17 protein-coding genes and 1 rRNA gene are annotated in these 17,997 nt (G+C 63.9%); 13 read left to right on the top strand and 5 right to left on the bottom strand.

Features of this window, described 5'->3' with window-relative positions; genetic code table 11:
* Nucleotides 1–96 precede the first annotated feature (96 nt).
* A 5S ribosomal RNA gene (gene rrf, locus ACY34H_RS20370) occupies nucleotides 97–209 on the top strand.
* Nucleotides 210–501: 292 nt separating this feature from the next.
* On the opposite strand, the gene ACY34H_RS20365 is transcribed toward rrf, so the two are convergent.
* The 4 genes from ACY34H_RS20365 to ACY34H_RS20350 form a co-directional block, all read right to left on the bottom strand.
* A complete protein-coding gene (locus ACY34H_RS20365) occupies nucleotides 502–852 on the bottom strand; it encodes a DUF1840 domain-containing protein (RefSeq protein ID WP_464979282.1) in 351 nt (116 codons plus the stop codon).
* 78 nt (nucleotides 853–930) lie between these two features.
* Nucleotides 931–1,434, bottom strand: a complete 504-nt coding sequence (locus ACY34H_RS20360) for a hypothetical protein (RefSeq protein WP_464979281.1) — start codon at nucleotides 1,432–1,434, stop codon at nucleotides 931–933.
* 62 nt (nucleotides 1,435–1,496) lie between these two features.
* A complete protein-coding gene (locus ACY34H_RS20355; RefSeq protein ID WP_464979280.1) occupies nucleotides 1,497–3,008 on the bottom strand; it encodes a YifB family Mg chelatase-like AAA ATPase in 1,512 nt (503 codons plus the stop codon).
* Nucleotides 3,009–3,103: 95 nt separating this feature from the next.
* Entirely contained in the window at nucleotides 3,104–3,358 is a 255-nt protein-coding gene (locus ACY34H_RS20350) for an accessory factor UbiK family protein (protein ID WP_464979279.1), read from the bottom strand.
* A 205-nt stretch (nucleotides 3,359–3,563) separates the two neighbouring features.
* Between ACY34H_RS20350 and ACY34H_RS20345 the strand changes: the two genes are divergently transcribed.
* From ACY34H_RS20345 to ACY34H_RS20290, 12 genes are all read left to right on the top strand, one after another.
* The gene (locus tag ACY34H_RS20345; protein ID WP_464979278.1) at nucleotides 3,564–4,322 is read left to right on the top strand and encodes a TorF family putative porin; all 759 of its coding nucleotides are present in this window, start codon (nucleotides 3,564–3,566) and stop codon (nucleotides 4,320–4,322) included.
* Between the two features lie 19 nt (nucleotides 4,323–4,341).
* Nucleotides 4,342–4,680, top strand: a complete 339-nt coding sequence (locus tag ACY34H_RS20340; protein WP_137316052.1) for a P-II family nitrogen regulator — start codon at nucleotides 4,342–4,344, stop codon at nucleotides 4,678–4,680.
* A gap of 17 nt (nucleotides 4,681–4,697) precedes the next feature.
* Nucleotides 4,698–6,239, top strand: a complete 1,542-nt coding sequence (amt, locus tag ACY34H_RS20335) for an ammonium transporter (protein ID WP_464979277.1) — start codon at nucleotides 4,698–4,700, stop codon at nucleotides 6,237–6,239.
* Nucleotides 6,240–6,387: 148 nt separating this feature from the next.
* Nucleotides 6,388–7,686, top strand: a complete 1,299-nt coding sequence (gene gshA / locus ACY34H_RS20330; protein ID WP_464979276.1) for a glutamate--cysteine ligase — start codon at nucleotides 6,388–6,390, stop codon at nucleotides 7,684–7,686.
* A 72-nt stretch (nucleotides 7,687–7,758) separates the two neighbouring features.
* A complete protein-coding gene (gene gshB, locus ACY34H_RS20325; RefSeq protein ID WP_464979275.1) occupies nucleotides 7,759–8,700 on the top strand; it encodes a glutathione synthase in 942 nt (313 codons plus the stop codon).
* Between the two features lie 11 nt (nucleotides 8,701–8,711).
* The gene (locus ACY34H_RS20320) at nucleotides 8,712–9,113 is read left to right on the top strand and encodes a PTS sugar transporter subunit IIA (RefSeq protein WP_464979274.1); all 402 of its coding nucleotides are present in this window, start codon (nucleotides 8,712–8,714) and stop codon (nucleotides 9,111–9,113) included.
* Nucleotides 9,114–9,163: 50 nt separating this feature from the next.
* The gene (locus ACY34H_RS20315) at nucleotides 9,164–9,433 is read left to right on the top strand and encodes an HPr family phosphocarrier protein (protein ID WP_464979273.1); all 270 of its coding nucleotides are present in this window, start codon (nucleotides 9,164–9,166) and stop codon (nucleotides 9,431–9,433) included.
* Between the two features lie 147 nt (nucleotides 9,434–9,580).
* Complete coding sequence (ptsP, locus tag ACY34H_RS20310) at nucleotides 9,581–11,326, top strand: phosphoenolpyruvate--protein phosphotransferase (RefSeq protein WP_464979272.1); 1,746 nt, start codon at nucleotides 9,581–9,583, stop codon at nucleotides 11,324–11,326.
* Between the two features lie 86 nt (nucleotides 11,327–11,412).
* Nucleotides 11,413–12,576 (top strand): homoserine O-succinyltransferase MetX, encoded by a 1,164-nt coding sequence (gene metX, locus ACY34H_RS20305; RefSeq protein ID WP_464979271.1) that lies wholly within the window; start codon nucleotides 11,413–11,415, stop codon nucleotides 12,574–12,576.
* Nucleotides 12,573–13,193: a methionine biosynthesis protein MetW gene (gene metW / locus ACY34H_RS20300; protein ID WP_464979270.1), complete on the top strand. Its 621-nt coding sequence runs from the start codon at nucleotides 12,573–12,575 to the stop codon at nucleotides 13,191–13,193. The genes metX and metW overlap by 4 nt, the downstream gene beginning before the upstream one ends.
* 72 nt (nucleotides 13,194–13,265) lie before the next feature.
* A complete protein-coding gene (locus tag ACY34H_RS20295) occupies nucleotides 13,266–14,180 on the top strand; it encodes a M48 family metallopeptidase (protein WP_464979269.1) in 915 nt (304 codons plus the stop codon).
* A gap of 21 nt (nucleotides 14,181–14,201) precedes the next feature.
* On the top strand, nucleotides 14,202–15,110 hold the full coding sequence (locus ACY34H_RS20290; RefSeq protein ID WP_464979268.1) for a pseudouridine synthase: 909 nt from the start codon (nucleotides 14,202–14,204) through the stop codon (nucleotides 15,108–15,110).
* 6 nt (nucleotides 15,111–15,116) lie between these two features.
* Here the strand turns inward: ACY34H_RS20290 and ACY34H_RS20285 are convergent, their stop codons facing one another.
* Nucleotides 15,117–17,906, bottom strand: coding sequence for an Ig-like domain-containing protein (locus ACY34H_RS20285; protein WP_464979267.1), 2,790 nt, complete (start codon nucleotides 17,904–17,906; stop codon nucleotides 15,117–15,119).
* Nucleotides 17,907–17,997 lie beyond the last annotated feature (91 nt).

The raw sequence follows: 17,997 nt of genomic DNA, 5'->3' as shown, positions 1-17,997 counted from the left end.
TGCATTTACTCTTTGATGAGAGTTACCCTCGCTTTACTTCTTCCGGATTGAGATCGATTGCTGCTCCATCGAGAGCAATCGATCGTACAAGTCATGCCTGATGACCATAGCAAGTCGGTCCCACCCCTTCCCATCCCGAACAGGACCGTGAAACGACTTTGCGCCGATGATAGTGCTGCAACCAGTGTGAAAGTAGGTTATCGTCAGGCTGTTATATAGAGAAACCCCCGTCCAGTGATCTGGCGGGGGTTTTTCGCATTTGAACGCATGCTTTGCTGTATGCCGCAAACTGGCTCCATGTCCCGAACCAGCGCTCCGCCGGGCACTGCCCGACGTCACTCTGTTGGATTTTATTCATTTGTTGCAGCCTGTCACCGGTTTTGACCTTTGAACTCACGCGTTTCAGCTCGCTGCTTTGGAGCTAACTGAGCTATTGAAAAGCCCCTGTTCAGTCACCTGACAGGGGCTTTTGCTTGACTCAACGGGAACCAGGGCGGTGCGTCAAATTCCCCAGACGATGTTGTCGCCGCCGTCGCGCGCCGTGCGCAGCATTTCCAGCAGCGGATAAGCGCGCTGCGCGAAGCCGATATGGTTTTTCTCCGCCATTTCGGCCGTCTCGTCCTCTTCCGGGAGGTGATGTGGGTGCGAATGGCTTGCGTGTTCCGCATCCACTTCGGGATGCAGTTTGCTCAGCGCGACTTCCTGCTCGAGCAATTGCACCGCGTGCGCAGCTTCCGCCGCGGTGATGACACCTCGCGTGTGGTTCTTGTTCAGTACATCCAGGATCCGTTGGGCATGTTCCTGGTACATCGTGACCTCGGGCGAGGATTTGGATTTGAATGTGATTAACATGGCGCTTCCTGATATGTTGTTTTAGTGCTCCAACGATATCACGGCGTGCTGCAAGCCATCGGCGCGCACGCGATCGTTTCAGTTCAGCTTAAAGGAACGGATGAAGGTGTCAATGTTCTCCGCGTCGACGGCGCCGTCAGGACCGATAACCACCACCTGATAGGCATGCTTGTCGCGCGTGACGAACCTGCCGTGCAACTGCATCGGCCGGCCGTTGCTCGCGCCATGCGCCTCGATATCGACGCCATTCTCTCGCGCGGCCTGCTTCGAGACGCTACCGCCTATATTGCGCACCATGGCGGTCTGCATCGAGCGTGCGGCCCGTTCAGCCTCGGAAGCGTCCGCCAGCGTGGCACTGCCGACCGCGAATACCGTGCCGTCGACTTCGGCGGCCGTCATCGTCATCGATGCCTCGCGGCCATCGAGCGAGACCGTGCGGGTATGTGTCGCCGGCTTGCCGGGGAACATCACGGAGTACTGCGCATCCGGTGCGTGGTGATCGCGCCAGTCGAACTTCGGGCTGCAGGCGCTTACCGCCGTGGCAACAGCCACCGCGATGGGAATCGAGAAGTGAAGTTTCATTGGGCGATGGTAGCAGCGTCGCGCGCCTGGCGCCATCGAAGCGCTGCCCGGGGGAGCGGGTCTCAGGGCGAGCGCAGCACGCGCCGGAACTGGACGGCCTCGGCCACGTGCCGTGCCTGCACCGTCTCGGAATTGTCCAGGTCGGCAATCGTCCGCGCCACACGCAGCACGCGGTGATAGGCACGGGCCGACCAGTGAAATTGCAGCATCGCCTTGTGCAACATATCCTGTCCAGCGCGCTCCGGTTTGCAGTGGCGATCGATCTCGCGCGAGCTCAGGTGCCGGTTGCTTTTTTGCTGGCGGGCGAGTTGCCGTTCGAATGCCGCTTCCACCCGCGCGGCGATGACCTGCGTGGACTCGCCGTCTTCGGCCGTGTGCAGCTTTTCCGTCGGCACGGGGCCGACATCGATCTGCATGTCGATGCGGTCCAGCAGCGGGCCGGAAATCCGGCCCTGGTAGCGATCGATCGCATCCTGGGAACATTTGCATTTCCCCGCGAGATGCCCGTGGTAGCCGCACGGGCAAGGGTTCATTGCCGCAACGAGCTGGAAGCGCGCAGGGAACTCGGCCTGGCGAGCGGCGCGCGAAATGGTCACGCGGCCGGACTCGAGGGGTTCGCGCAGCACTTCGAGCACGCGGCGGTCGAACTCCGGCAATTCATCGAGGAACAGCACGCCGCAATGCGCCAGCGAAATTTCTCCTGGCCGGGGCACGCTGCCGCCGCCCACCAGCGCGACGCCTGACGATGTGTGATGCGGCGCGCGGAATGGCCGCACCTTCCAGGCCGCCGCCGTGAACGTTCCTGTCAGCGACTGCACCGCGGCCGCTTCCAGCGCTTCGTCGTTCGTCATCGAGGGCAGCAGGCCTGCGAAGCGCGATGCCAGCATCGTCTTGCCGGCACCGGGCGGCCCCACCATGACGATGCTGTGGCCGCCGGCAGCCGCCACTTCCAGCGCCCGCTTGGCATGCCATTGCCCTTTCACTTCGGCGAAATCGGGATGCCCGGCGAGTACCGGCCGGGGCGCCGGACGGTGCCGCGCGATCCGGGCGGTATCGTCGGCCGCACAGAAGTGGTTGCATACCTCCAGCAGCGTGGCCGCCGGGTACACCGCGGCGCCTTCGACCAGCGCGGCTTCGTCGGCATTGGCCAGCGGCAGGATGAAGGCGCTGTGCACGTGCGCCCGCTGCATCGCGAATGTCATCGCCAGCGCGCCGCGGATCGGCCGCAGTTCGCCGGTCAGCGACAATTCGCCGGCAAATTCGTAGCGGGCCAGTGGGGGAGCGGGGATCTGGCCGGAGGCCGCCAGGATGCCGAGCGCGATCGGCAGGTCGAAGCGGCCGGATTCCTTGGGCAGGTCGGCCGGTGCCAGGTTGACGGTAATGCGGTGTGCAGGCATGTCAAAGCCGGCATTGACGATGGCGGCGCGCACGCGGTCGCGTGCTTCCTTGACTTCGGTTTCGGCCAACCCGACGATGTGAAAGGCCGGCAAGCCGTTGGCGAGGTGGATTTCAACGCTGACTTCAGGCGCTTCGATGCCGTTCAGCGCACGGCTTTTCAGGACGGCCAAGCTCATGATTCCCCGCTGCAAGCTGTGAGTAAACGAGACGATCCTGCATCGTAGGCGCTTGCAGCGGGCGCGGCCTTGCGCCGCGATAAGGCGGAAAAATCTTACAACGGGGCCTTTTCGGCAGCGATTTTTGCTTCCAGCTCGGCCAGGCGGGTTTCCAGCAGTTCCAGGCGGGCGCGCGTCTTGGCCAGAACTTGCGCCTGGATATCGAACTCCTCGCGTGTCACGAGATCGAGCTTGGAAAAGCCCTGCGTCATCATCGCCTTGACATTGCGCTCGATATCCTTGGCGGGCGAGTTTTCAATGACGTTGTTGATCTTGGATTGCAGGTCGGTGAAGAAGGCGTTCATGTCCACGATGGGCTCCAGGTGAGTTTTTTCGCACGAATGCACCACAATGGTGCCAGTACGAAGATTATTTGGTGCGAAAGCGGTGTTGCGCTCCGCGGCTCGGCTTTAGGCTCAGCAACTATTCGCTGGCACGCATTCTGCTTTAGCTAAATGGACAACGAGTCAAACGAATTTTAAACCGCAATAAAAGTTCACTCAAAAGGAAATCGCCATGTCATACCCGAGCAAGCGCTCCGCCCTGTCCATCGCCGTCCTGTTCGCATGTATCGCGGCAGGCCAGGCTCAGGCACAGGAAGCCGCCGCGGCACCCGAGGCGAAACCGGACAACGAGATCAGCTTTAACGCGGCCGTCACCAGCGAATACCGTTACCGCGGCATTTCGCAAACCCGCATGAAACCCGCGCTGCAAGGCGGCGCCGACTGGGTCAACAACCCGACAGGTTTCTACGCCGGCACGTGGCTGTCCACCATCAAGTGGGTCAAGGACGGTGGCGGCGATGGCAGCGTCGAATGGGACGTCTATGCCGGCAAGCGCGGCGACCTCGGCTCCGGCTTCACGTACGACGTGGGCGGCCTGGGCTACCTCTACCCATCGAACTCACTGCCGACCAGCGCAAACACGTTTGAATTGTACGGCCAGGTGGGCTATGGCCCCGCCACGCTGAAATATTCGCACTCGCTGACCAACCTGTTCGGTTTTGCCGACAGCAAGAACAGCCAGTACCTGGATGCCTCCATCAACCAGGACCTGGGTGGAGACTTCACGCTGAACCTGCACCTGGGCCGCCAGGAAGTCAAGAATAACGATGCCGCCAGCTACACGGACTGGAAAGTGGGCATCACCAAGGACCTCGGCATTGCCGCGTTGTCGCTGGCCTTCTTCGGTACCAATACCGAAGCGTACTACTCACCGAACGGCAAGAACCTGGGTAAATCGGGCGCCGCGCTGACCCTGTCCAAAACCTTCTGAAACACAAACGAGGCCTGCCATGAAAATGATTACCGCCATCATCAAGCCCTTCAAGCTGGACGAGGTGCGTGAAGCCCTTTCCGCGATCAACGTGCAAGGGATAACCGTGACCGAAGTAAAAGGCTTCGGTCGCCAGAAAGGCCACACGGAGCTGTACCGCGGCGCCGAATACGTGGTCGACTTCCTGCCCAAGACCAAGATCGAAGCGGCGGTCGACGATGACATCGTCGAGCAGGCCATCGAAGCCATCGAAACGGCCGCGCGTACCGGCAAGATCGGCGACGGCAAGATTTTCGTTTATAACCTGGAACAGGTGATCCGTATCCGGACCGGCGAAACCGGCAACGATGCGCTTTAAATAAAAAGGGGAATCCGATGAAGAAAATGATAACGAAGTGGCTGGCCGGGGCTGCCATGCTGATGGCGTTCAGCGCCGCGCCGGCCTGGTCGCAGGATACGACGGCCGCCGACGCACCGGCCGCAACCGCCACCGCCACCGCCGCGGCACCTGCTGCCGCGGAAACCGCGCCTGCGCCGGCACTGGCGGCTGCGGCACCGGCCGCCGCCGAAGCGGCACCAGCCGCCGCGCCCACGCCGCACAAGGGCGATACGAGCTGGATGTTCGTGGCCACGCTGCTGGTCATCATGATGTCGATCCCCGGCCTGGCCCTGTTCTACGGCGGCCTGGTGCGGTCGAAGAACATGCTGTCCATCCTGATGCAGATCTTCACGATCTTCTCGCTGATCATCGTGCTGTGGTGCCTGTATGGCTACTCGATTGCGTTCACCGAAGGCAATGCGTTCTTCGGCGGATTCAGCCGTGCGCTGCTGAACGGCATCTATGACCCCGTGGCCGGTACGTTTGCCTATGCGGCAACGTTCAGCAAGGGCGTCGTCATTCCCGAATTTATCTTCGTCGCCTTCCAGGGCACGTTTGCCGCCATCACCTGCGGCCTGATCGTCGGTGCCTTCGCCGAGCGCGCGAAATTCGCTGCCGTGCTGGCCTTCATCGTGATCTGGTTCACGTTCGCCTACCTGCCGATGGCGCACATGGTCTGGTTCTGGGCCGGCCCGGATGCGATCACCGATGCCGCGTCGCTGGCCACCGTGACCGCCAAGGGCGGCTACCTGTGGAGCCACGGCGCGCTGGACTTCGCCGGCGGCACCGTGGTGCACATCAATGCCGCCGTTGCCGGTCTGGTCGGTGCCTACATGATGGGCAAGCGCGTCGGCTACGGCCGCGAATCGATGGCCCCGCACTCGCTGGTGATGACGATGATCGGCGCGTCGCTGCTGTGGGTGGGCTGGTTCGGCTTCAACGCCGGCTCCGCGCTGGAAGCGGGCGACATCGCTGCGCTGGCCTTCGTGAACACGCTGCTGGCCACCGCCGCCGCCACCGTGTCCTGGCTGTTCGCCGAATGGATCTTCAAGGGCAAGCCGTCGATGCTGGGTGCCGTCTCCGGCGCTGTGGCCGGCCTGGTGGCCATTACCCCGGCGGCCGGTTTCGTCGGCCCGATGGGCGGTCTGGTCATCGGCCTGCTGGCCGGCGTGGTCTGCCTTTGGGGCGTGAATGGCCTGAAACGCATGCTGGGCGCCGACGACTCGCTGGACGTGTTCGGCGTGCACGGCGTGGGCGGTATCCTGGGCGCGGTGCTGACCGGCGTGTTCGCGGCACCGTCGCTGGGTGGCCAGGGCATCTGGGATTACGTGGCCAACAAGGCTTCGGCGGACTACTCGATCGGCGGCCAGGTGGTCACGCAGCTGATCGGCGTGGGCGTCACGATCCTGTGGTCGGGCATCGTCGCCTTCATCGCCTACAAGCTGGTGGACGTCGTGATCGGCCTGCGCGTGCCGGAAGAGCAGGAGCGCGAAGGCCTGGACATCAACAGCCACGGCGAATCCGCGTATCACATTTAAATCCGCGTTTTAGCGGTCCAAAGCGCCCTGCGGGGCGCTTTTTTGCTTTCCACACCTTTAAAATGGCATTGTTGCCCTGATTTGGTGAGTCCGCCTTCACTTCTGCAAGGCGGGCACGCAGTTCGCCTCTCACTACAAGGAAGTAAGCATGGTTCCCCACCTCGTCACGGCCCTGACCGGACCGCTGCTCGATCTCGAAGAAAAAATACTGGCCGCTACCCCCGCCATCGAGCGCTGGTTCCGCCTCGAATGGCAGGAACACACGCCGCCGTTCTATTGCTCCGTCGATCTGCGCAATGCCGGCTACAAGCTGGCTCCGGTGGACACGAACCTGTTCCCCGGTGGTTTCCATTACCTTGCCAGCGAGATGCTGCCGCTGTCGGTGCAGGCCGCGATGGCCGCGATCGACAAGTATTGCCCGGACGCGCGCAACCTGCTGGTGATCCCGGAGAGCTACAACCGTCACCCCACCTACCTGGAGAACATCGCCCGCCTGGCGCAGATCTTCCGCCAGACCGGCCTGCACGTGCGGCTGGGCACGCTGGACCCGGCGATCACGCAGCCGACGCCGCTGGCGCTGCCGGATGGGAACATGCTGGTCGTCGAGCCGCTCGAGCGCTCCGCCAACGGCCGGCGCGTCGGGCTGAAGGATTTCGATCCGTGCACGATCCTGCTGAACAACGATTTGTCGATCGGCACGCCGGACATCCTGCAAAACATCCATGAACAAAGCCTGCTGCCGCCGCTGCACGCCGGCTGGGGCCTGCGCCGCAAGCACAACCATTTCACGGCCTACGATGAAGTGGCCAAGAAATTCGGCAAGCTGATCGGCGTGGACCCGTGGATGGTGAACCCGTTCCACGCCCGCTGCGGCGAGGTCGATCTGCAGACCGGCGAGGGGCAGGATTGCCTGGCTGGCAATGTCGATGCCGTGCTGGCCAAGATCCGCAAGAAATACAAGGAATACGGCATCAAGGAAAAGCCGTTCGTCATCATCAAGCCCGATGCCGGCACGTATGGCAAGGGCATCATCAGCATCCGCGATGCGGCGGAACTGAAAGACCTGTCGCCGGCGCAGCGCGAGAAGATGTCGGTGGTCAAGGATGGCCAGGTCGTCAGCGACCTGAACATCCAGGAAGGCGTGCCCACCTTTGAAAGCATCAAGGACGCGGTGGCCGAGCCGGTCGTCTACATGATCGACCGCTACGTGGTCGGCGGCTTCTACCGGGTGCATGCGGAACGGGGCGTGGACCAGAACCTGAACGCCCCCGGCTCCGAGTTCGTGCCGCTGGCCTTCGCGCAACAGCACGCGATACCGGACCTGAAGGCGAAACCCGGCACCGCCGCGCCGAACCGCTTCTACGTGTACGGCGTGGTGGCCCGGCTGGCGCTGCTGGCCGCATCGCTGGAAATGGAACGCACCGATCCGAATCCCGAGGTGTACTGAGGCCGGTTCCCGCTGCCGATGCCGCTTGGGAAACTCGGCTAAAATCAGCCATTACCTCGAATGGATGTGCCCATGAAAATCGCTTTCCTTGCCGACCCGTTGGCGAACTTCAAGATCTACAAGGACTCCACGTACGCCATGATGGCCGAGGCCGCCAAGCGCGGCCACGACGTCTACGCGTTCCAGCAGCGCCACATGGCGCTGGAGAACGGCATCGTCCGCGCCTGGGTATCGCGCATCACGATGACGGGCGGCGGCCAGGAAGACTGGTATGAAGCCGCACCATCGGAAGACGTGGCGCTGTCCGAATTCGACGTGATCCTGGAGCGCAAGGATCCGCCCTTCGACATGGAATACGTGTACGGCACCTACCTGCTGCAGCTGGCCGCGAAGCAGGGCGTCAAGGTGTTCAACAGTCCTCAGGCGATCCGCGACCACAATGAAAAGCTGTCGATCGCGCAATTCTCCCAGTTCACGTCGCCGACCATCGTCACATCCGACGAAACGCGGCTGCGCGCTTTCCATGCCGAACATGGCGATGTGATCTTCAAGCCGCTGGACGGCATGGGCGGCACCGGCATCTTCAGGGTAAAGGCGGATGGCCTGAACCTCGGCGCCATCATCGAAACCCTGTCGCAGAACGGCCGGCAGACGATCATGGCGCAGCGCTACATCCCGGAAATCGTCAAGGGCGACAAGCGCATCCTCGTCATCGGCGGCAAGCCGGTGCCGTTCTCGCTGGCGCGTATTCCGCAGGGCAGCGAGATACGCGGCAACCTGGCGGCCGGCGGCATCGGCGTGGCGCAGCCACTCACCGAGCGCGACCGTGAAATTGCCGAGGCAATCGGTCCGGTATTGGCTGAGCGTGGCTTATTGCTGGTAGGATTGGATGTGATCGGCGATTACCTGACCGAGGTAAACGTCACCAGTCCGACCTGCTTCCAGGAGATCACGCAGCAGACGGGCTTCCAGGTTGCCGCCATGTTTATCGACGCGCTCGAACAGGCGGCCTGACAAGGACCGATATGGTTGGTATTTTGCTAATGACCCATGCGCCGCTGGGAGAAGCTTTCCTGGCGGCGGTGGCCCATGTGTTTCACAACAAGGTCGATCACCTCGAAGCGATCGACGTGGTGGCGGACCAGGACCTGGGCGACGTGCAGGCACTGGCCGCGGCGGCCATCAGGCGGCTGGACGACGGTTCAGGCGTACTGGTGATCACCGATGTGAAGGGCGGTACCCCGGCCAACTGCTGCAACAGACTGGCCGACGCGGGCCACGTCGAAGTCATCGCCGGCATCAGCCTGCCGATGCTGCTGCGGGCGATTACCTACCGCATGGATACGCTGGACGTGGTGGTGGAAATGGCGCTGGCCGGAGCGCAAAGCGGGGCGGTACGGGTGGACAACCGCATTCGCGTCAATTAAACACTTCGGGTCGATTAAACACTTCGGGTCAACCAGATAAACAAGAAAACATGATTCAGCAAGAACTCGAAATCATCAACAAGCTCGGCCTGCATGCGCGCGCGTCCGCCAAGTTCACCCAGCTGGCAGCCAGGTTCAAAAGCGATGTCTGGCTGTCCCGCAATGGCCGGCGCATCAACGCGAAATCGATCATGGGCGTCATGATGCTGGCTGCCGGCAAGGGCGCCAAGGTCACGCTCGAAGCGGATGGGGCCGACGAGCAGGAATGCATCGCCGCGCTTGCCGGGCTGGTCAACGACAAGTTCGGCGAAGGCGAGTAATGGGCACCGTGAAAAACCGTTGCGAGCGGCAGCAGTTGTGGCCGAGAAGCGCAATCGTACTCGGGTACGATGAGCATCGCAGGCCGCAAATGCAACGCGCAGCAGGTTTTTCCAGGTGCCCGAATGCCGTTTGACCGGGGAGTACCGATGGCATCGTTCACACTGCACGGCATTCCGGTTTCGCGCGGCATTGCCATCGGCCGGGCCCAGATGCTGGCGCCGGCCGCGCTGGACGTCAAGCACTACCTGATCGCCGAAGAACACGTGGAAGCGGAAGTGGTGCGCCTGCAAACGGCGCTGGCCACCGTGCACCGCGAGCTGCAAACGCTGTGGAATGAACTGCCGAAGGATGCGCCGACCGAACTGGGCGCGTTCATCGACGTCCACGCGCTGATCCTCTCCGACCCGATGATCTCCGAGGCGCCGCTGGACATCATCCGCAGCCGCCACTACAACGCCGAGTGGGCCCTCGTCACGCAGATCGAGGAACTGTCGGCGCAGTTCGACGAGATCGAAGACCCGTACCTGCGCGAGCGCAAGGTGGACATCCAGCAGGTCGCCGAGCGCGTGCTGAAGGTCCTGCTGGGCAGCGAGCCGCTGCCCATGCCGGTGGAGCCGGACGACGACGAGTTCCAGGCACAGATGGTGGTGGTGGCGCACGACATCTCGCCGGCGGACATGCTGAAGTTCCGCGACCGCTCGTTCATCGGCTTCGTCACCGACGTGGGCGGCCAGAACTCGCACACCGCGATCGTGGCGCGCAGCCTCGATATCCCGGCCGCCGTCGGCGTGTCGCAGGCGTCCAACCTGATCGAGCAGGATGACTGGGTGATCATCGACGGCGATGCAGGCGTGGTCATCGTCAGCCCCAGCGCGCTGGTGCTGGAACAGTACCGTGAGCGGCAACTGGCCGCGCAGCGCGCCCGGAAGAAACTGTCGAAGCTGAAAAAGACGCCCGCCGTCACGAAGGACGGCACGGCGATCACGCTGCTGGCCAACATCGAGCTGCCGGACGATTGCGGCCCGGCGCTCGAAGCCGGCGCCAACGGCGTAGGGCTGTTCCGCTCCGAATTCCTGTTCATGGGCCGCGCCAGCGACATGCCGTCCGAGGACGAACAGTTCGAGCAGTACCGCCGCGCCGTGGTGGCGATGAAAGGCCGGCCGGTCACCATCCGCACGCTCGACATCGGCGCCGACAAGCCTCTCGACACGACGGAACACACGGCGCTCAACCCGGCACTGGGCTTGCGCGCGATCCGCTACTGCCTGTCCGAGCCGCAGATCTTCCTCACGCAGCTGCGCGCGATCCTGCGTGCCTCCGCGTTCGGCAAATTGCGCATCCTGATCCCGATGCTGGCCCACGCGCACGAGATCGACCAGTCGCTGGCGATGATCGAGCTGGCCAAGGCCGAACTGCGCGAAGCGAACATCAAGTACGACGCGAACGTGGACGTGGGCGCGATGATCGAAATTCCCGCCGCGGCGCTGGCGCTGCCGATGTTCGTGCGGAAGATGAAGTTCCTGTCGATCGGCACCAACGACCTGATCCAGTACACGCTGGCCATCGACCGGGTTGATTATGAGGTGGCGCACCTTTACAATCCCCTGCATCCCGCCGTACTGCAACTGATTTCGATGACCATAGCCGCCGGCCACAAGGCCGGTATCGACGTTGCCGTGTGCGGCGAGATGGCGGGCGACGTGAAGCTCACGCGCCTGCTGCTCGGCATGGGCCTGCGCGATTTTTCGATGCACCCGGCGCAGCTGCTGTCGGTGAAGCAGGAAATCCTGAACAGCGACATGGCCCGGATCGTGCCGCAAACGCGCAAAGTACTTCGTTCCATGGAACCGGACGTCATCGCGGATGCCGTCCTGTCGCTGCAGACGATGTAGAAACTACAGCGGGTGCCCTCATTCGGGCCCCGCCACCATCACTGGCCCGCGGGGCCGCGCAGTACACAATCCAACAATTCGATAACATGTCCTCAATAGGAATCGTTTCTCCGCAAACCATGGCGTTCGCGGAACCCTTGCCCCTGCAAAGCGGTGCGTCGCTGCGCGACTACACGCTGATGTATGAAACCTACGGCACCCTGAATGCCGACAAGTCGAACGCGGTGCTGATCTGCCATGCACTGAACGCCTCGCACCACGTGGCCGGCTGGTATGCCGACGATCCGAAGAACGTGGGCTGGTGGGACAATATGGTCGGACCGGGCAAGCCGGTCGACACGAACAGGTTCTTCGTCATCGGCGTCAACAACCTGGGGTCGTGCTTCGGCTCCACCGGCCCGATGCACGCCAATCCCGCCACCGGCAAGCCTTACGGCGCCGCGTTTCCCGTGGTGACGGTGGAAGACTGGGTAGCCGCCCAGGCCCGTCTGGCCGATCGCCTGGGCATCGCGCAGTTCGCCGCCGTGATGGGCGGCTCGCTGGGCGGCATGCAGGCGCTCGCATGGAGCATCATGCACCCGGACCGGCTGCGCCATTGCGTGGTCATCGCTTCGACGCCGAAGCTGTCGGCGCAGAACATCGCCTTCAACGACGTGGCGCGGCAGGCGATCCTGTCCGACCCGGACTATCATGGCGGCGACTTCTACGAGCACGGCGTGGTGCCGAAGAACGGCCTGAAGGTGGCGCGCATGGTCGGCCACATCACCTACCTGTCCGATGACGACATGGCCGAGAAATTCGGCCGCAAGCTGAGAGACATGGCCGAGGATGGCGGCTACAAATTCGGTTTCGGCATCGACTTCGAGATCGAATCCTATTTGCGCTACCAGGGCGACAAGTTCGCCACCTATTTCGACGCCAACACCTACCTGCTGATCACCAAGGCACTGGATTACTTCGACCCGGCGCGCGTGCACGACGGCGACCTGACGCGCACGCTGGCGAAGACAAAGGCAAAATTCTTCCTGGCGTCGTTCACCACCGACTGGCGCTTCTCTCCGGAACGCTCGCGCGAAATCGTGCAGGCGCTGCTGGCCAACCGCCGTGAAGTCACTTACGCGGAAATCGATGCGCCGCACGGCCACGATGCTTTCCTGCTGGAGGATCCACGCTACATGGGCATGGTGAGGGCATATTTCGGCCAGATTCACGGCCAGATTGCCGCCGAATCGAAAGGAGGTGCGGCATGACGTTCGACGACCTGAAACGCACGCGCCCCGACCTGGCTTTCATCGCTCACTGGATACAGCCCGGCGCGCACGTGCTGGACGTGGGCTGCGGCGACGGTTTCATGATGGACTACCTGCAGACCGACAAGCGCTGCACCGGCTACGGCCTGGAACTGGCGGACGACAAGGTACTGGAAAGCACCCAGCGCGGCGTGCGGGTAATCCAGCAGGACTTCGAGAAGGGCGGGCTGGCGCTGTTCGGCGACAATTCGTTCGACACGGTACTGTGCCTGTCTGCGCTGCAGATGATGCAGCACGTGGAAGCGCTGCTGCGCGACATCGTCCGCGTCGGCAACGAGGCGATCGTGTCGTTCCCGAACTTCGCCTACTGGCCGCACCGCGTGGCGCTGCTGAAGGGCCGCATGCCGGTGTCGAAGACGCTGCCGTACCAGTGGTACGACACGCCGAACGTGCGCTGCGCCACGATCGAGGATTTCCGCGCGCTGGCCGCCGAAGTGGGCGTCGAGGTGATGGAATACGTCGCACTGGCCGAAGGCAGGATCGTCGACGTGCTGCCGAACCTGCGCGGCGAACTGGCCGTGTTCCGGCTGCGCAAGCGGAATGGGGCCCGATCCTGATCTGGCGTATGGTATCGTGTGGCGAACGGCCGTGAAATTTGTCAGAATGTCACGGTCGCATGGATACAGAACATGAAATCACTCAAACACAGCCTGGCCTTCATCGCCCTCGCCGCCAGCATGCACACGGCGGGCGCCCATCAATCCACGCCGGCGCATCAGGCAGCCCAGGCGGCCCCCGCGACGGACGGCATTCCCGTCACGCGCCTGTCGCGCCTGCGCGTGCTGTCCGACGAGCAGGCCGTGAACCAGCAGTCGAAGCTGCAATATGACGCGCTGCTGAAGGAAGCCGACCAGAAAGACGCGCTGGTCGACGACAGCCATCCGCAGGTACAGCGGCTGCGCGCCATCGCGAAACGCATCATTCCCCACGTGGGCCGCTGGAATCCCGAAGCGGCAAACTGGAACTGGGAAGTCAACCTGCTGAACTCCGATCAGGTGAACGCGTTCTGCATGCCCGGCGGCCGCATCGCCTTCTTTACCGGCATCCTCACCAAGCTGAACATGACAGACGACGAAGTGGCCATGGTGATGGGCCACGAGATCGCCCACGCGCTGCGCGAGCATGCGCGCAAGCGGCAGGGAGAATCGCAGGTGGCCGCCATCGCCGGCAAGCTTGGCGGCATCGCCGCCTCGGCGCTGTTTGGCATCGATCCGAACCTGACGGACTTCGGCGGCCGCATGGCGGCCCAGGCGGCCGTGCTGAAATTCTCGCGCGGCGAGGAAACCGAGGCCGACCTGGTCGGCATCGACCTGGCCGCCCGCGCCGGCTTCGATCCGCGCGCCGGCGTCGCGCTGTGGCAGAAGATGGGTGCCGTCAACGCGCGCGCGCCGATCGAATTCCTGTCCACCCACCCGAGCGGCGAAACCCGCATCGCCGAAATGAACAAGAGCATGCCGCTGGTGCTGCCGGTGTATGCCCGCACGCGCGGCACCACGGTGGCGAAGCTGCCGGCTTACCGCACTACGCCACTGCCGAAGATGTAAGCCGCGCCGCTTCTTTCCTGCATGTCTTCCACCGTCAAGTTCCATGGCAAGGCGCCATTGCCGATGCGCGATGGCGTCACGCCCAGCTACCTGTGGCTGCCCGAGGGCGACTGGCCCGACCTGATCAGCTTCATGGTGGCGAATTACCCCGCCGTGAGCGAAGCGCAGTGGCGCGAGCGGATGGCGCGCGGCGACGTGGTCGACGCGCAGGGCAGGGCACTGCAGCCTGCGTCGCCGTACAAGCGCAACCTGCGCATCTTCTATTACCGCGAGCTGGAATACGAGGCGCCGATCCCGTTCGACGAAGAAGTGCTGTACCAGGACGAGCACATCGTGGTGGCCGACAAGCCGCATTTCCTGCCCACGATTCCCACCGGCCGCTTCCTGAAGGAGACGCTGCTGGTGCGCCTGCGCGCGAAACTGGGCATCGAGGAACTGGTGCCGATCCACCGGCTCGACCGCGAGACCGCCGGCATCGTGGTCTTTTCGCGCAATCTCGACAGCCGCGGCGCTTACCAGTCGCTGTTCCAGCAGCGCGCCGTGCAAAAGGAATACGAAGCGCTGGCCGGCCCGCTGCCGGGCCGCGAGTTCCCCTTCAGCTACCGCAGCCGCATGGTGCAGGGCGATAAATTCTTCACGATGAAGGAAGAGCCGGGCGAGCCGAATTCGGAAACGATGATCGATGTCGCCGGGCAGCGCGGAGAGCACGTGCTGTATCGCCTGTGGCCGCACACGGGCCGCCAGCACCAGTTGCGCGTGCACCTGGCCGCGCTGGGCATCCCGATCGTCAACGATGCGTTCTATCCGGTGGCGCTGCCGTGCAAGGGAGAGGATGTGTCGGCGCCGTTGAAACTGCTGGCGCGGGCCATCGGCTTCCCCGATCCGCTGAGCGGGGAATGGCGCTACTTCGAAAGCCGGCGCAGCCTGTAGCGGGTGTCAGACTTCCATGCCGCCGTGGACAGCGATGCTGCTTCCGATCAGCAGAGTCGTGCCATCGTTCACCCAGGTGACGTAGCTGCCGTCATTGCCTTCCCAGAACCAGCCGTCATCGTCCAGCACCACCGTGTCGGATTCATCGCCGTCGACTGTCAGAGGACCTTCGCCGGCAATCGATCGCACCGCGTCGACCGTCACATGGATGGTGCGCACTGTCCCTTCGGCTTCCCCCAGGTCGATGTTCTCGATGCCGTTCAGGCGGCCGGCAACCGCGGTCAGGTCGATGTCGGCAATGGCGATGTCCAGCGTGTCGTTGCCCTGACCGCCATCGACGTACGCAAAACCGGTGCCGCCGATACCGATGCGGTCATCGCCGCCCTGCGTAAACAGCGCCTCGCCATCGCCGATGTCGAAACTGCCGCCGTAGCCGTCCGCCACGTAGACGGTGCTGGCACCGTTGAATGATTCGCCCAGGTTGCCGGCTTGGTCCGACACGCGCAGGCCGATGGTGCCGCCATATCCGATCTCGACGTCATGCAGGTACAGTTGGCCGTCCAGCGCGGCGCGCTGCCAGGTTTCGCCGCGATTCGCCGTGAACTCGACCACGTCGCCTTCGTCGAGCTCACCCACCAGCCGTCCCGTGATCATCGTGATGCCGCCGGCAATGAACTCGAACGAGCCATAATCGATCGCCGCGAACGGCGCCGTCACGTCGATCGTCACGGCGCCCAGCGTGCCGGTCTCGCTGACCTGGGCGTCCTCGCCGGATGCGTACTGGCGCACGCGGATCTCGCCTTCCCCGTAGGTCGCGGACACTGCGTCGAGCATGAAGTAATCCTCCACGCCCGGCTGCCAGCTCTCGCCGCCATCCACGCTGTATTCCCACGAGCCGCCCGGCTGCAGGCCGGCGACATTGATGCGCAGGTCGTTCGTGATGCCATCTTCCGCCTCGCCGCCGGGATCCGAAGCGCTGGCGCTGTCCAGGTTCAGCGACAGTTCCGGCGTGACGGGCACCACGATCACGCCGCCGCCTTCCTCTTCCACCGTATCGAAGCGCAGCAGCACCGCCTCGGCGGCCCAGCCCTCGTTGCCCGCCGCATCGTGCAGCGCGCCTTGCGTCGCCAGCTGGTAGTGCGTGCCCGGCGCCAGCGTGTGCTTCAGCGTCAGCGTCATTTCGCGGCTCTCGCCATTCCACTGCAGCTCGCCGGCTTCGCCGTTGAATTCCTGGATATCGCCGGATTCGCTGGTCAGTACCAGCGTGGTGGAAGCGCCCAGCACCACGTCTTCGTCGAATGTCAGCGTGATCGTCGGCAGCGTGCCGTCGACAACGTCGCCTTCGTCCGGCGCCGTATCGGTCAGCGTGGGCGCCGTGGTGTCGATCGTCAGGTCCAGCATCCGTTCGCTGTAGTCGCCGGGCAGGGCGTTACCCGCGATGTCGGTGATGCGCACGAAGAACGTGTGCTCGCCTTCGGCGCCGCGCAGCATGTCGCCGGTGAGCCGTACCCGCACGGTGGACGCGAGCAGGTTGCCGCCGGCATCGAAATCGCTGGCCGCCAGCACCGTGCGGCCCACGGGCGGGCCTTCGAAACCGTCTTCCTGCACTTCGATCACGTCGCCGGGGCGGTAGCCCGTCCTGCCGGCCAGCGTCACCACCACCCATGGCTGCGTGGCGCTGGTGATGGCGTCGCCGGCGCTGCCGGAATCGCTGTCGGCGGCGAGCGCGATCGTCGCGTCCCGGGCGGAAGGTTCCGGTGCGATGGTGTCCACCACGTACTGCTGCGCCACGCTGGTGCGCACCGCGCCGCTGGCATCCACCACGCGCACGATGATCGTGCCGGCACCCGTCGGCAACTGCAGGCCGCCGGCAAACCAGCTGCCTTCGCCTTCGCCCCCCTGCGCATCGACGAACGACATGCCGTCGACCGATACCTGCACCCTGTCGCCCTCGTTCAGCGGCAGCGAGCAGGCGATGTCCAGGCCCTGGTCGCTGCCGGTATTGGTGATGAAGTCGGTGTTGTCGATGCCGCTGTCGTTCCACAGCGCGAACGTCAGGCCGGCCGGCGTGGCGTAAGTGAACGGCGTTGCCGCCGCCTCGCCGGTGCCGTGATTGCCGGCACCGTCCACTGCGGCGGACGGCGCGAACACGACCGAACCGCTGCCTTCGCTGTTCGCGTCCGGTACCAGCCTTGCCGTCCACGTGACCCCATCGTCGGTCGCCAGTCCTTCGAGGTGGCCGCCCTCGACCGTGAAGGCCGCCAGCGAGATGCCGGCCACGGCTTCGCTCATCGTCAGCGTCAGCAGGGCATGCTCGCCCGTCTCCAGGTGGACGTCGGACAGCGCCAGCGATACCACGGCGGGCGGCGTGGCATCGGCGGGCGGCGGCGCCGGCGCGGCGGTGGTGAAGTCGAGCCGGTTGGCGTCGGCCAGTCCGGCGTAGGCATTGCCGGCGAGGTCGGCCAGCACGCCGGCCTCCATCACCACGCTGTAGCGCGTGCCGCCAAGCAGGTCGGCGCTGGGGTTGACGATGACCTTGTTGCCGGAGATCGTGACCTGGCTGCTGTCCGCAATATCGATCGTGCGCGTATCGGTGGCGTTGACGATGCGCGTGTGCAGCAGGCCATCGCGGCCGAGGTAGGCCTGCGTGGCGCCGTTCGTCACAAAGATCTTGCCGCTGCCGGCCTTGACCGTCTCCGAAAACGTCAGCTCGATGCCGGCACCGACGGCAACCGTGCCGCTATTGTCGGCGGGCGTGGCGGCGCTGAGCAGGGGACGGATGGTGTCGATTGGCATGCGATGCTCCAGGAAGGCGTGGACAGTCCTCTATCATAGCAAAGCGGCACGTTACTTTTCCTTATGGAAATTGCATCCAGTCAAAAAAACA

The organism is Pseudoduganella sp. jia 9 (genome assembly GCF_055502615.1).
Note: the sequence above shows the minus strand (reverse complement) of the source record. Positions and strands in the feature narration are given on the sequence as shown.

Bases quoted from the DNA above. Each gene is read 5' to 3' on its own strand.
- ACY34H_RS20345 (WP_464979278.1), top strand. From the start codon at position 3,564: ATGTCATACCCGAGCAAGCGCTCCGCCCTGTCCATCGCCGTCCTGTTC.
- gshB (WP_464979275.1), top strand. From the start codon at position 7,759: ATGAAAATCGCTTTCCTTGCCGACCCGTTGGCGAACTTCAAGATCTAC.
- ACY34H_RS20340 (WP_137316052.1), top strand. From the start codon at position 4,342: ATGAAAATGATTACCGCCATCATCAAGCCCTTCAAGCTGGACGAGGTG.
- ptsP (WP_464979272.1), top strand. From the start codon at position 9,581: ATGGCATCGTTCACACTGCACGGCATTCCGGTTTCGCGCGGCATTGCC.
- ACY34H_RS20355 (WP_464979280.1), bottom strand. From the start codon at position 3,008: ATGAGCTTGGCCGTCCTGAAAAGCCGTGCGCTGAACGGCATCGAAGCG.
- ACY34H_RS20315 (WP_464979273.1), top strand. From the start codon at position 9,164: ATGATTCAGCAAGAACTCGAAATCATCAACAAGCTCGGCCTGCATGCG.
- metX (WP_464979271.1), top strand. From the start codon at position 11,413: ATGTCCTCAATAGGAATCGTTTCTCCGCAAACCATGGCGTTCGCGGAA.
- ACY34H_RS20360 (WP_464979281.1), bottom strand. From the start codon at position 1,434: ATGAAACTTCACTTCTCGATTCCCATCGCGGTGGCTGTTGCCACGGCG.
- amt (WP_464979277.1), top strand. From the start codon at position 4,698: ATGAAGAAAATGATAACGAAGTGGCTGGCCGGGGCTGCCATGCTGATG.
- ACY34H_RS20365 (WP_464979282.1), bottom strand. From the start codon at position 852: ATGTTAATCACATTCAAATCCAAATCCTCGCCCGAGGTCACGATGTAC.
- ACY34H_RS20320 (WP_464979274.1), top strand. From the start codon at position 8,712: ATGGTTGGTATTTTGCTAATGACCCATGCGCCGCTGGGAGAAGCTTTC.
- ACY34H_RS20295 (WP_464979269.1), top strand. From the start codon at position 13,266: ATGAAATCACTCAAACACAGCCTGGCCTTCATCGCCCTCGCCGCCAGC.
- metW (WP_464979270.1), top strand. From the start codon at position 12,573: ATGACGTTCGACGACCTGAAACGCACGCGCCCCGACCTGGCTTTCATC.
- ACY34H_RS20290 (WP_464979268.1), top strand. From the start codon at position 14,202: ATGTCTTCCACCGTCAAGTTCCATGGCAAGGCGCCATTGCCGATGCGC.
- gshA (WP_464979276.1), top strand. From the start codon at position 6,388: ATGGTTCCCCACCTCGTCACGGCCCTGACCGGACCGCTGCTCGATCTC.
- ACY34H_RS20285 (WP_464979267.1), bottom strand. From the start codon at position 17,906: ATGCCAATCGACACCATCCGTCCCCTGCTCAGCGCCGCCACGCCCGCC.